General features: G+C 40.7%; 10 protein-coding genes. 7 read left to right on the top strand and 3 right to left on the bottom strand.

Translation table 11 applies throughout. The features are described 5' to 3' along the window. Position 1: 1 nt before the first annotated feature. Positions 2-3,736 (top strand): helicase-exonuclease AddAB subunit AddA, encoded by a 3,735-nt coding sequence (gene addA / locus EKM98_RS04845; protein ID WP_125980963.1) that lies wholly within the window; start codon positions 2-4, stop codon positions 3,734-3,736. Positions 3,737-3,839: 103 nt separating this feature from the next. On the opposite strand, the gene EKM98_RS04840 is transcribed toward addA, so the two are convergent. After that, on the bottom strand, positions 3,840-4,748 hold the full coding sequence (locus EKM98_RS04840; RefSeq protein WP_158234211.1) for a DUF5067 domain-containing protein: 909 nt from the start codon (positions 4,746-4,748) through the stop codon (positions 3,840-3,842). 124 nt (positions 4,749-4,872) lie between these two features. Here EKM98_RS04840 and EKM98_RS04835 point away from each other — a divergent pair, with 124 nt between their 5' ends. Both EKM98_RS04835 and EKM98_RS04830 read left to right on the top strand, forming a co-directional pair. Next, on the top strand, positions 4,873-5,313 hold the full coding sequence (locus EKM98_RS04835) for a hypothetical protein (RefSeq protein WP_125980959.1): 441 nt from the start codon (positions 4,873-4,875) through the stop codon (positions 5,311-5,313). An 18-nt stretch (positions 5,314-5,331) separates the two neighbouring features. After that, positions 5,332-5,925: a YdcF family protein gene (locus EKM98_RS04830; protein ID WP_125980957.1), complete on the top strand. Its 594-nt coding sequence runs from the start codon at positions 5,332-5,334 to the stop codon at positions 5,923-5,925. Between the two features lie 53 nt (positions 5,926-5,978). Here the strand turns inward: EKM98_RS04830 and EKM98_RS04825 are convergent, their stop codons facing one another. Continuing rightward, the gene (locus EKM98_RS04825) at positions 5,979-6,164 is read right to left on the bottom strand and encodes a hypothetical protein (protein ID WP_068222297.1); all 186 of its coding nucleotides are present in this window, start codon (positions 6,162-6,164) and stop codon (positions 5,979-5,981) included. 354 nt (positions 6,165-6,518) lie between these two features. Between EKM98_RS04825 and queG the strand changes: the two genes are divergently transcribed. Beyond that, positions 6,519-7,652, top strand: coding sequence for a tRNA epoxyqueuosine(34) reductase QueG (gene queG, locus EKM98_RS04820; protein ID WP_125981001.1), 1,134 nt, complete (start codon positions 6,519-6,521; stop codon positions 7,650-7,652). Between the two features lie 210 nt (positions 7,653-7,862). Here the strand turns inward: queG and EKM98_RS04815 are convergent, their stop codons facing one another. Further along, positions 7,863-8,870: a PocR ligand-binding domain-containing protein gene (locus tag EKM98_RS04815; protein ID WP_068222300.1), complete on the bottom strand. Its 1,008-nt coding sequence runs from the start codon at positions 8,868-8,870 to the stop codon at positions 7,863-7,865. Between the two features lie 407 nt (positions 8,871-9,277). On the opposite strand from EKM98_RS04815, the gene EKM98_RS04810 reads away from it, so the two are divergent. The 3 genes from EKM98_RS04810 (at position 9,278) to EKM98_RS04800 (ending at position 13,990) form a co-directional block, all read left to right on the top strand. Then, positions 9,278-9,742, top strand: coding sequence for a hypothetical protein (locus EKM98_RS04810; RefSeq protein ID WP_068222305.1), 465 nt, complete (start codon positions 9,278-9,280; stop codon positions 9,740-9,742). Between the two features lie 72 nt (positions 9,743-9,814). After that, the gene (locus EKM98_RS04805; RefSeq protein ID WP_068222307.1) at positions 9,815-10,036 is read left to right on the top strand and encodes a hypothetical protein; all 222 of its coding nucleotides are present in this window, start codon (positions 9,815-9,817) and stop codon (positions 10,034-10,036) included. 324 nt (positions 10,037-10,360) lie between these two features. Then, complete coding sequence (locus tag EKM98_RS04800; RefSeq protein WP_125980955.1) at positions 10,361-13,990, top strand: MucBP domain-containing protein; 3,630 nt, start codon at positions 10,361-10,363, stop codon at positions 13,988-13,990. Positions 13,991-14,084 lie beyond the last annotated feature (94 nt).

Raw genomic sequence — 14,084 nt, 5'->3', positions numbered from 1 at the left:
AATGGCAAAAGCAACTTTTACGGCAAGCCAGCAAAGAGCAGTTGTGGCGCAAGGAACTAATATTTTGGTGTCGGCCTCGGCTGGCTCAGGTAAGACAACTGTTTTAGTTGAGCGAGTCATTCAAAAAATATTACACGGTACGAGTATTGATGAGCTATTAGTTGTGACGTTTACTGACGCTGCTGCTACTGAGATGCGCCAGCGAATTCAGACTGCGCTTGAGCAGGCCATTCAGGCAGCCACACCAGGAAAACAGCAACAGGAGTTACGGCATCAATTAACGCTATTATCAGTAGCTAATATTAGTACGTTACACGCCTTTTGTTTACAATTGATTCAGCGCTATTATTACGTTATCGACTTAGATCCTGAATTTCGTTTATTAACCGATGATACAGAGAATTTACTGCTACGCGAAGAAGTTTGGGATGAATTACGGGAAAAGCTTTATGGTGATGGGGCCAATGATTTTACGATGTTAGTTCAAAATTTTTCTAATGATCGCAACGACGATGGTCTAAATGATTTAGTGTTCAGGCTGTTTGATTTTGCTAACGCCAATCCCGATCCAGTTGCCTGGTTAACTCAGTTAGTGACGTCTTACCAAGTATCTGGTTCAAGCTTAACGGCAAGTGAGTTCTTTCAAAAGCAGTTACGTCCATTATTAGAAGCACAATTAACCCAGGCTCAAAATGATTTGGCCAGTGCGCGACAATTAGCGGTGGATGAGTTGGAAAAATTTTCCCCAGTTTTGGCTAGTGATGGTGAAAAAATTCAGCAACTACAAACGACATTAGAAGCAGATAATTGGAACACAATTCGGCAAAATCTAACCAACTTTAAATTTGAGCGGGCGCCAGGGTTGCGTAAGTTGTCCGATGAGGCCAAAGCAACAAAAGAGCAAATATTGGAGTATCGAAAGCAAGTAAAAAAACAAATTAGTCAGTTAGCGGTGGATTATTTTGCTCTTGATGAACAACAGGCTTTGAATGTTATGCAGGCTGCGGCCAAGTTAATTCAAAGCTTAGTCGATGTCGTTCGTCAATTTAGTGACGCCTTTACTAAGGAAAAACGGCGACGCCACGTTTTGGATTTTAGTGATTTCGAACACCTTACGTTACAGATTCTTACTGCCAATTCCGAAAGCGGTCAACAAACACGCCAAACATTACAGCAGAAATTTAGTGAAGTGTTAGTTGATGAGTATCAGGATATTAATCGACTTCAAGAAACTATTCTGACGACAGTTGCGAAAAATAACCCAGGAAATTTATTTATGGTGGGCGATGTTAAGCAATCTATTTATGCTTTTCGCTTGGCTGATCCAGGCCTATTTTTGGCCAAATATAAGGAATTTACCGATTCGGCGGTGGGCGAACGCATTGTTTTAGCAGATAATTTTCGCTCAGTTACTAATGTCACTAATTTTATCAATCTTCTTTTTAGCCAACTAATGGATGAACAGGTTGGAGAAATGGCTTACGATGACAGTGCCAAATTAGTTGCCAGTGCAAAGTACCCGCCGATGACACCCCACGCCGAGGTTATGATTTACGAAGCAAAGGCCCAAGCGACTCAGGAAGAAAATGCCGAGCCAGTGGATGAAAGCTTTTCAATCGATGATAAAGCACAAGGGCAGATTATGATGGCTGGTCAGCGGATTAAAAAATTAATTGCCGATCATAGTCAAATATACGATCGTCATCTTCATCCAGGTAAACAGCGTGACTTAAAATACCAGGACATTGTGTTACTAACACCTACGCGTAAAAATAACCTTGTAATTACGGAATTATTCAAACAGCTGGGAATTCCAGTTGTGGTTAATGATGCACAGAATTATTTTCAAACGACAGAAATTCAAATTATGATGGCCTTACTAAGTGTGATTGATAATCCGTATCAGGATATTCCGCTGGTAAGTGTATTACGTTCGCCAATTGTTGGTCTGGATGAAAACGAATTGGCCTTCTTACGGATAACTAAGCGAACAGGTGATTATTATGCGGCAGTGGTTAGATTTCACCAGAATTTTACTACTGGTAATGAGTTTCAACAAAAATTGGCCCAGAAAATTGATCGTTTTTTAGGCCAGCTTGATGAATTTAGAACTTTAGCGCGCCAAAATCAATTAGTGACGTTGATTTGGACTATTTATCAGGAAACTGGTTTTCTTGATTACGTCGGTGGTATGCCTGCAGGAGCTCAGCGGCAGGCCAATCTTCACGCTCTTTATGAACGGGCGCACGCCTATGAGGCAAGTAGCTTTAAGGGCCTTTTTCAGTTTGTACGTTTTATCGAAAAGATGCAGGAAAAGAATAAGGATCTGGCTGAGGCGCCAACCCAAACAACGGAGAACGCTGTGTCTGTAATGACAATTCATGGTAGTAAAGGGCTTGAATTTCCCGTTGTTTTCTTGATGGATGCCAACCATGAATTTAATCAGACTAGTTTAAGGCAGGACTATATACTAGATGATCGTGCGGGGATCGGAATCACTTACTTAGAACCTGAACGGCGAGTTAAAATTCCAACCCCGCAGCAGGTGGTTATCAAGGCACAGGTTAAAAAACGACAAGCGGCCGAGGAAATGCGGCTATTATACGTTGCTTTGACACGCGCTGAGCAGCAACTCTATATTGTAGGCTCTTACCCCGATCAAAAAACGGCTGTAAAAAAATGGCAGGCGGCGCTACAAAGTGAACACCTAGTTTTGAATGAAACCACTAGAAGTAACGTGACTAATTTTATGGATTGGATTGGGATGTGCTTAATCCGGCACCCGCAATTTGATCAGGAATTGTTAACACAGAATAGTGATTTTTCCGGCCTGACACTTGATAAAACGGAGTTCAAAATAACTTTTGCCAATAAGCAGCAAGTGTTGCCAACTGATCCGCTACAGGCAACGACTGAAGCGGCGACGACTTGGTTAGATGAAACAACGGCAAAAACAACACAGCCAGAAGGTTCCGTTGAGCGGCAGGCCCAGATTGAGCAAGTTCTAAATCTAAACTATCCCGATGTAACGGCCACCCAAACAACGGCCTATCAATCGGTATCCGAAGTGAAGCGGTTATTTGATGACCCTGATAATAGTGAAATGAATCCTTTGCAACTGAATGGTGCGCCAAAAGGACAGCATCGTTTCGTTAATCATGATTTTATGGTGCCCAAATTTATGCAGACAGTTACGGCACCAACACCAGCAGAAATTGGGAGTGCAACTCATTTAGTGTTACAAGAACTAGATTTACACGTACCACCCACGGATGAAATAATTGGAGAAACGTTGACGCGTTTAGTCGAAGCGGGTATTTTGACGGATGCCGTGGCAAAAAAGGTTAATGTTTCCAATTTAATTAATTTTTTTGCTAGTTCGTTAGGAAAATTACTATTGGCGAACCCTGATCAAGTGACGCGTGAAGCACCGTTTTCCATGTTATTACCGGCCAAACAATTATTTGCGGACTTTAACCAGCAAAATGATGCTCCGGTATTGATTCATGGGATTATGGATGGTTATCTAGTTCTTTCTGACCAAGTGATTCTGTTTGATTACAAAACCGATCGGGTTGCTAAAAACAAACCAGATGCCGGAATTCAAGCAATTAAGCAACGATATTCGGGGCAATTAAACCTTTATGCTGCGGCACTTGGTCAAATTTTGAAGCGTCCAGTAACTGCTAAGTACCTTTATTTATTGGCGGTTGGCAAGCTTGTGGCAGTTAATTAGCTTTTAAAAGGTTAGTGGTTGGAATTTTATTCATTAAAAGCTGTTTAAAACAGCAAAAAGGGATGGGGTAAAATTTATTTTTACCCCATCCCTTTTTTTCTGTTTACTGTAATTTGATGGTTATTGTACCAATTGATTTATGAGTGCTAGGATTATTTCCTTCATAGTTAACCGCTGCCTTATCGTCTTTTAGCTCGATACTAGCAACAGCCGTTACCGTTTTCCCGGGCTCAACTGCTGTCGTGGCTTGTTGTGCCGCGGTGCTATAATTTGAGTTACTTGAAATATACGAACTAGCCGGTGTGCCAGTGCTTAAGTCAACACCATTTTGCTGAAAAACACCATATTTATTTAGATCAGTTTGTGGTGTAGTAGCCGTTTTATGTTTGTTATGGTAAGTGTAGTTGAAGAGGACAACCTTACCATTACTATCGTCAGAGACAATTTGAATTTTAGTAAAGGTAATTCGGAAACCCTTAGTGTTAATAATATTGCCCGAGGCGTAGGTGTTATTTTCGGCCTGATAGTTTAAAGAATTTTGTAAAGAATCAGGAATTTCGTTATTAAAATCAGTTTTAGCGATATCATGAGCCTCGGTGTTAAGCTTTGTGAAGCTAGTTGAGTAACTATTATTATTACTTGAGCCAACGGAACTGACAAGCGTCAAAATTGTTTTGGCATAGTGCTGCAAGCTTTTTGTCAGTTTAGGGTTATTTTGATTGGCACGAAGTTCTTTTTGGATCTTTTGTACTTTTTGCTTAGTTGACGTCAAACTAGCAGATAATTTTTGGTTAGAACTATCAGTTTGTTGGTTAATCAAATTAACTGGTTTCATAGCCGCATCAGTCAGGGCAACGTATTTTTGCTGGAGCTGAAAATTAGATAAATGCTGCTTGGACGCAAGGCTTGTTGACTCGGCCTTTGTCTGGTTCTTTTGACTTTGTTTGCCACAACCACCTAAAAGTAATCCCATACTTAGAACGGCTGTCAGTAATGTTAATGATTTCCGCATATTCTTCTTACCCCAATTCATTCTAATGTTTCTTCTAGTATAACATCTCTGGGGTTGGTCTTGAAATAGTGACAAAAATTTAATGACTGGCATGTTATGATTAACTCAAAAGGTAGTGATTATATTGGAAAATGACGAAGAAACAGTACAACGATTTCAACGTGTTCTAATCGTAAATAACGCCGTCCAACAATTACGAGCAGGGGAGTACGCCCAACTTGATACAAATTCATCAGCGGCGGAATATTCACAAATTATTACTGATTTTTACCATAACGAAAACGTTGTGCCAATCTATTTATTGAAACGTGCCGACACAAAACAAAGTGGTGAAGAAGTGGTAGATGACCGTTATTTTCAGGCGTTGGTTCAATTTTTTCTACACGGCATCCGCTTAACTGGCATTGATGATTCGGAATTGGCCGGCCGAACCGCTTCTGAATTAGATCGAGCAACATTGACCAAAATTCTGGCGTTTCCAATACCAGTGACCCAATTTACTGGTATAAAAAGTGACCATATGGTGCAAGTACTACGAATCTTAATTAAACAAGGTAAAATTTAGTGAAGGGGTGACCTGAGGATGAGGAGAAAAACTTTTTGGGGTAGTTTTTTGGCAGGTATTTTAATTGTTACCAGCATACCAGTGTTTGCTTACCCTAAAGCACGAAAAAATCGGCACCAGCGTAGTGATGTTATTCTGATTCCAGGTCATCCGGCTACTGCTCACGGGAGGGAAACACCAACTTTACGGGTTGTTTTAGATCAGGCAGTCCAGCTGTACCGTCAGGGGCTTGCTTCATACGTCTTGGTGTCTGGTGGGGCAATCCACAATCAATTCGTTGAGGCCGACGTCATGGCTCAGGGATTGATCGCACGTGGTATACCGCAAGCAGCAATTATTCGCGAGCGGCAAGCCAGCAACACTGCTGAGAATTTTTCTTTTTCGTTGAAATTATTGCGCCAGTTTCAACTGCAACGTTGTCTGATCGTGACCGTACCTTGGCATAATCGGAAGGCGAGTTTTTATGCTAATAAATACGGTATTAAGCATACGCTAAGTCCGGCTCCTTACCCGAAGGAAATGACGTACCAAGATCGATTACGATATTTTGGTCAAACTTATGCTAAAATGCTTTGGCAAATACCGTTAGCATACGCAAAGACAACAAAATAGGCTCAAGACAAAAGTGTGCTTTTGTCCTGAACCCTTATGGTTGTGTGCTGAAGTTAAGTTAGTTTAATTTTTAAATGCTCGTGTCCACGTTTAGTTAATTGGTTGTCCTTTACGAAGCCAAGGTTTTGAGCACTACGGTGAATGCAGGAACGGAAAGTGTTGTGCTGAATACTTTTCGGATCAAATTCGTTATTTTGAATGGTCTGGAGATGCTTTTGTAAGTCAGTTTGTTGTGACATTATCGTGGCTCCCTTCCTGATGTGTGTAAACTCAGCATAACAAGGACGATTTGCAAAAGCAATTTATAAGCAATGGGACAATAATTGTAGGGCTAAACAAGGAGGGGCTAAAAAGTCGATTTTAGGTTTACTGCATAACGTAGGCTAATCCAATCGCTTTTTCAAATACTTCCGTTAGGCACGTGAACCCAGACCTTTGGCGCATGTTCTAAAGTAGCACCTGAAAATAGTAAGGCCAGGACTTTTTTCCAGCCGCAAATAAGCGGCCTTAGCATCCAGAATTAAACGTAATTCAGGAACCTAATTTAAAAATACAGTCTAAAAATGGCAGGCATAAAAAGGGAGGTGACTACCCTGTATAATGATCTAAAACGTAAAATTATTGCCGCAAGTAATGAAATTGGAATTGATCAAATTGGTTTCACGGATGCAGCGCCGTTTGCAGAGATGAAGGAAAGTCTCTTGGCCCAAAAGGCTGCTGGGCATACAAGTGGTTTTGAGCACCAAGTCATGGCAGAACGCTTGTATCCGGAGAAAATATTTGATCAGCCTAAATCAATTATCGCAATCGCATTGGCCTATCCAAGTCGGATGCAAGAAAAGGCCCCGCGTGATCGAACAAAACGGCGGGGTAGTTTTGCCCGGGCATCCTGGGGAGAAGACTACCATTTTATTTTACGAGACCGCATGACAAAATTGGTGGATTTTATTAATGTTACCGTTCCAGAAGAAGATTTCACTTTCAAACCGATGGTGGATACTGGCGAACTAAGTGATGTTGCAGTGGCCCAACGTGCTGGTCTAGGATTTATTGGCCGCAACGGACTTCTAATAACGGAAAAGTTTGGGTCTTTTGTCTATTTAGGTGAAATTATAACTAATATTCCCTTTGAACCAGATACACCAGTAGAAAATCAGTGTGGGACTTGCACACGCTGCGTTGATTATTGCCCACCACAGGCCTTGATGGGGGATGGACGGTTAAATGCTCAACGGTGTCTTTCTTACCAAACGCAGACGAAAGGTGTCATGCCAGAGGAATTCCGTTCCGAAATACGCAGTGTTATTTATGGTTGTGACATTTGCCAGTTAGTTTGCCCATTTAATAGGGGAAAGGATTTTCATTTACACGAAGAAATGGAGCCACGAGTAGATGAAGTAACACCAATCTTGCAACCAATGTTAACGATAAGCAACCGTGAATTCAAAGAACAATTTGGCCGTTTAGCCGGCTCGTGGCGGGGGAAGAAGCCGCTTCAACGCAACGCAATTATTGCTTTAGCCAACATGAAGGATCGTAGTGCACTGCCATTATTATTACAGTTGATTGAAGAAGACCCACGACCAGTAATTCGTTTAACTGCGGTCTGGGCAGTGGGGCAGTTAAGCCGTGGTCTAAATGACGAATTACACCGCTTTTTTAAGGAACGTCTGCTTAATGAGACCGACGTTGATGTTAGGGCGGAGATTAATAAATTGTTGGAATAGTTGCCCTAATGAAAATTGATTAAGTTCTACTATAGCGCTAGAAGAAAGCAGTGGCAGGCCATAATATACTTGACCTGCCACTGTTTTTGTATTTTTTGAAATTTTAAGAAAATGGCCGGAAGTGGGACAAACGTCGGTCGTGCGCACGTTAGAATAATGATCGGAAACAATAAGAGGCAAGGGCTTTTGTCCCAGCGCAAACAACTATCATTACTCGTTATTTTTTTGAATTTGCTTCCGATATTGGCTGGGGGATAATTCCGTTGTTTTTTTAAAAGTTTTACTGAAATAACTAGTTTGTGAAAAGCCTAAATTATGGGCAATACTATCAATTGACCACGTCGCGTCCTGAAGTAAAATTATGGCACGATCGATTTTCTTCCGGTTAACGTAGTCTACAAAATTAATATTCATTTCTTTTTTAAATAACTTACTTAAATAATAGCTAGATAAAAAGACGTGCTTAGCAACGGCATTGAGTGTAATGGTTTCATTTAAATGGCTGTTAATGTAAATAATGGCCTTTTTGATTTCGGCTTTTTGGGGATGATCAATTACCGTTTGTGCCGCAGCTGGTTGGATCTTAAAATCAATGTTTGCGGTCTGCGTCGCTTGATTATTGGTTGCCCAAGCCTCGTCGTTTGCTGATGTGACTCCTTGTTGCACTGATTTTGGTACTGAACTAAAGGGGCCAACAGTTAAAGTTTGATCGACAATATCAGTTAGGTAATTATTGATAATCATCTGGAGCAATTTTGCCGCTGCCTTAACTTTATCTAAGTTTACGAATGGAAGGGCTGTGTAGGCTGACTTTAAAGCAGCATTCGTAGATAAAGTAGTTTTTTGTTCCGTGATTGGTTGGAGTTCGGCACCATCTTTAACCTTGGCCTGTCCGCAAATAATGTAAGCAATGACTTGGTCATCAAGCATGATGGGATAGGAAAAATCCACTAGGCCGGCGTGACAAAGATAGGGTGTTGGTCGCTTATTATTCAAGGCAAGGTGGCCGCCTGCAACGTCGCAATTTTGGCAAAGCTTTTGAGTTGCCTCATTTTGCCGCATAAGTCGACAAAAAGGAGTGAAGCCATGACTAGAAGTAAGTGCGTTACCCTGTGTATCAACAAGTATTGTAGGCAAATCAGTCGCTGCAGTAAATTCCTGTAGAATTTTATCAAGTACTTTTTGATTTGACACTAGGTAAGTTTGCCGATTTAACATGCCATCACCTCCGTTTATAAAAATATTGCACACCACATCGTAATAAATCATATAAACCATTTTTAGTATAACGAGAATTAAGTGATCCGTAAAGCTAATCTATCGGCGTTTTATAAAGAGTAGGACTGGATCTGAGAAATAAAAATGATGAATTATTTGATTTCATGATTTTTTATTCACTTAAAACATGCCAAGATTATCTTAATTTTAAATCAAAAATGGCTTATTTAAGGGAGGTTGATTTAGATAAGCGCCTTACTTTTAAAAAATTTTACAATAATAACAGAATTCAGCCTATATATTACGGTAATGTTACCGTTTTACAACAGTTTAATGAGATTTCCAAATATCCCACTTTTTCTTTGTATAATTAAGCAAGAAATATTGGACAAAAGGAGATCTGCCTAATGTTGTGGTTGATGGGAGTACTTTTAATAGCGGCGATTGCCCTATTAGTTTATTTATATGGTATTCAAAAACAGTTAGAATATCATGCATTAATGAGTTGGATGTACACAATTTTATTTGGTGCCTTGGCAGTTGTTTTTTTAATTGAGACCTTGGAAAAAGTAACAATTGGTGGGAAAATAATTAATTTAATTCTAGCGGTTGCTTGTGTTGCGGGGGCCTTTCTACGTGCAGGTTTGACGCAAACAGGAATCTTAACTGATAGTGTTCTCTTTAGTTACACGGCTTACGCACACATTAAAAAAGTTACTTTGCGTGCAACTAAACAGGGAATTCAGGCTATTTTTCAAACGGATAAGGAACGTGTGATTGCTTTAGATTTTCAGCAAAACATGACTGACTTAAACCAATTTTTGGAAGATAAGTTACCCGCCGAAACAGCAATTGTTGTTCAAAAAGGGTAGTTAAATAGTAGCAAGTTGACCGAAACATGCTACAATACAAGTATAAAATGTGTAAAGAAGGAATGATGAAGGATGAAATCTGACCGGCCCAGGTCGCCGCGTATATTGTGGCTAACAACGATCTTGCAAGTTATCATTATTTTAGGTTGTTTATACACAGTTCTAACAACCAATTCATCGATTATGTTGGTATTAACTGGTTTAGTGATGGCAACCTTGATTTTAGTAGTAATGAATAAATTTGGTCTTTATTTACATCCACGGCACCGACATGAATTGCGTAGTGATCGGTAGCTGAATCACTTTCCAAATCAAAAAGCCTTCAAGCTAAATGTCTTGCGGGCTTTTTGTTTTGGAAAATAGTAAATGATTTAAGGCATTATCTATTCGTAAACGAGTTATTTGATTAGAGGTTCATAAATTTTGGTAAGGGGTACATAAAATGAAGGTTGGAATAATTTATCTAATTACTCTTATCAAATTACATAAGAATTTAATTTGAATTTGGGTGAAAATATTGCCTATTTATGTTTCGAACGGTCTTAATAAAGTAGTACCATATACTTGTTGGTATCACAATTTTAGCTCTTTAAGGGTTAGGTTAAGGGATGATTTATTGTGCGTAATGTTAAAGAAAATAAATTACGGGCGTTTGAAACACAAACTAAACTACATTATAAAATGTATAAATCTGGTAAACGATGGTTATTTGCTGGTTTACTAAGTATTGCTTTTTTTGGTGGTGGATTTTTAAATCAAGGAAATGTTCATGCAGCCGTGAACAATGAGTCTAATAATGTAAACAAATCAGATCAAGTGACAATTGCGCCAACAAACTCAAATCAAGGACAAGTGGTCACTTTAGTTAATAGCGCGGCTACCGCTGAATCGGCAGTACCGGTGGCTACTTCTGTGGCCAATACCTCAGTGATGAGCTCTGATCAAGGTTCGTCCGCGAGCACACAGGCCAATTCAGCGGCTCCTAAGCAAAGCACTGCTAATTCACAAATTGGTTCAAAAAGTTCAAGCGAGGCCACAGCCGCAAGCTCTGTAGCAAACTCAAATTCATCAGCAGTAAGTGCCAGTCAAAGCTCGTCTGCGGACGCGCAAGTTGATTCTGCAACGACTGGTTCAGTGGCTGATGCGCAAATAAATTCAAAGGCTACGAGTGCGGCTCCGGCAGCAAGTTCTGGGGCCAATACTTCAGCAGCGAGCACAGATCAAAGTTCGTCTGGAAAGACACAAACTCAAGAATCAACAGCCACTTCAGACGTGGCATCTGTAGGTGGGAAGATCCAAAGTGCGGGAAAATCAATGGACACTGCGAAATATGCAGGTCGACAGGCTAAAATTGTTAGCCCAGAACGAACAGCTGCTACTAATGAATCCCAATTGAGTGAGTTGGCAGTAACAGAAGGACTTCAGGCCGACAATGTCACAATTGATACAAATGCAACTGGAGATGTTTCACCTTATGAAAACGTTACTTTAAGTGTTGCAATTAACAATCTCAGTACAAATACTATTCCGGTGGGCACTGAATTGGATTTAACGGTTGATTCATCAGTGCTGAGTTATGCTAGTTTACAGTCGAGTGAGTTGAATTTACCCGATTATTTAGCAATGACGGTTGATACGGCAAATAATCAAATTAAATTTAAATTTCTTAAAACAATCTCTACGCTTGGGGAGGTTACAATTAAGATTCCAGTTTTTGCCGTTAATAATTCTACCTCTGTAACGCAAGGTGCACCGATTTTGGCCAATATTTTAAATACTAATGGGACAATTATTGCTGTTCCAGTAGCCAATCCAATAATCACAGTCACAGGCAATACCGATAATTCTGATAGCTCACTCATTTCACCATATTGGCAAAATACTGCTAGCTATACGGGGACAAACGTTACTAACTTTGTGGGTACCGCGACACAAGATGGTACCAAATATGGTTTATTTAAGCTCAGTTCAGGAGAAATGGATTTTCAAAATGCATACAATCAAAGTATGAAATTAGGACCATATAGTGACGTAACATTAGGTTTTACCTATGATACAAATCAGACACTAATTCCTGATTCAATTAGAATTGTGCATTTGGGTGTTGACGTGACGGATCAGTTTGCCAATGAAATTACGTATGGTGATCATAATTTTCAAATTAATTTAGGTAATACAACTTCAGATGCCATTTATTTGATTACTTATGCAGTTAAGGGTGCTGACCCTAATGCTCAATATTTGAATGGTTTTTCAATTGATTATACAAAACCAGGTGCGAGTGAACCCTCTCATTATGTGGTTAATTTAAATTCGGCTTTTGCTAAGGTGGGGACAAATGGTTTCTATCCTTCACTTGAAGTTAGCAACCAAGTTGTTGATTATGATGTTGATTACAACCTAAAAAATACGGCAACCGCTAACGATATTGAAGATGGCGATATTACAAGTAATATCGTTGTCAAAGATGATGGTGGCTTTGATACAAAACAGTCAGGCTCGTATAATGTTACTTACGCGGTAACGGATAAGGACGGTAATGAAACCGATCAGACTGTTACTGTTACCGTAAAGGCTGTTGCTAACGTTCAGTATGAGGATGAGGCCGGTAACAGTCTTGGAACCGGCAGTGCAGTTTATCCAGATGGAGCCTTTGTTGGTAAGAGTTATACCACGAGTCCGGGAACGATTGCAGGTTATACGTACGAGCGTTTGGCCAATGGTAGTGCTGCAGCTAGTGGCAAATTAACAACAACGCCGCAAACAGTGATTTATGTTTACCAACAAAATGGTGCGGCGGTAACTGTTCAGTATGAGGACGAGCAAGGTAATAGTCTTGGAATTGGCAGTGCGGCCTACCCAGATGGAACCTTTGTTGGCAAAAGTTATACTACGAGTCCGGGAACGATTTCAGGATATACGTATGATCGTTTGGCTACTGGTAGTGCCGCGGCAACAGGGACATTAACGACAACGCCGCAAACAGTGACCTATGTCTACCAACAAAATGGTGCGGCGGTAACTGTTCAGTATGAAGACGAACAAGGTAACAGTCTTGGGACTGGCAGCGCGGCTTATCCAGATGGGACCTTTGTTGGGAAGAGCTATACCACAAGTCCGGGAACGGTTTCAGGTTATACGTATGATCGTTTGGCTACCGGTAGTGCCGCCGCAACTGGGACATTAACAACAACACCACAAACGGTGACGTATGTTTACCAGCAAAATCCAGTTAAGGCGGCAACCGTGACTGTTCAGTATGAAGATGAACAAGGAAACAGTCTTGGAACTGGCAGCGCAGCTTATCCGGATGGGGCCTTTGTTGGTAAGGGTTATACTACGAGTCCGGGAACGGTTTCAGGCTATACGTACGAGCGTTTGGGTAATGGTAGTGCTGCAGCTAGTGGCAAATTAACAACAACACCACAAACGGTGACCTATGTCTACCAGCAAAATCCAGTTAAGGCGGCGACAGTGACCGTTCAGTATGAAGATGAACAAGGTAATAGTCTCGGGACTGGCAGCGCAAGTTATCCGGATGGAGCCTTTGTTGGTAAGGGTTATACCACGGACTCGAAGACGATCACAGGTTATACGTATGATCGTTTGGCTACCGGTAGCGCAGCCGCAACTGGGACATTAACAACAACACCACAAACAGTGACTTATGTCTACCAGCAAAATCCAGTTAAGGCGGCAACTGTGACCGTGCAGTATGAAGATGAACAAGGAAACAGTCTTGGAACTGGCAGCACAGTTTATCCAGATGGGGCCTTTGTTGGTAAGGGTTATACCACAAGTCCGGGAACAATTGCAGGTTATACGTACGAGCGTTTAGCCGCCGGTAGCGCAGCCGCAACTGGGACATTAACAACAACACCACAAACGGTGACCTATGTTTATCAGCGAGTAACGGCTGTCCAGCCGACAGTACCAACACAATCCCAGCCGACTACTAAGGCTACTAAAAAAGTAGTTGCTTCAAAGATAAGCACCAAGAAAATACCCGTCACTGGGAAAACAAGTACAAAATTAGTTAAAACTAAGCAACTAGTAACAGGCTTTACTAACAAAAAAGTAAAACAGGCTGCCACAACGACAAAGGCTGTACCAGTTGTTGAAAAAAATAAAATGACTAAATTACCACAAACTGGCGAGACACAAGCACAAAGTAGTAGTGCGTTAGGTGTACTTTTATTGGAATTAAGTGGTTTGTTAATGTTTGGTTTCAAAAAACGTAAAAATTAAATAGAAGGAAAATAAACGGCTCTCTGTCAAATCCTGTTGATAGCCAATTTTACAGCGTTAGAAGTTAGGCAACTTCTAATGCTGTTTTTTTATT

This window comes from Loigolactobacillus iwatensis, assembly GCF_003950295.1.
Lineage (GTDB): Bacteria > Bacillota > Bacilli > Lactobacillales > Lactobacillaceae > Loigolactobacillus > Loigolactobacillus iwatensis.
Note: the sequence above shows the minus strand (reverse complement) of the source record. Positions and strands in the feature narration are given on the sequence as shown.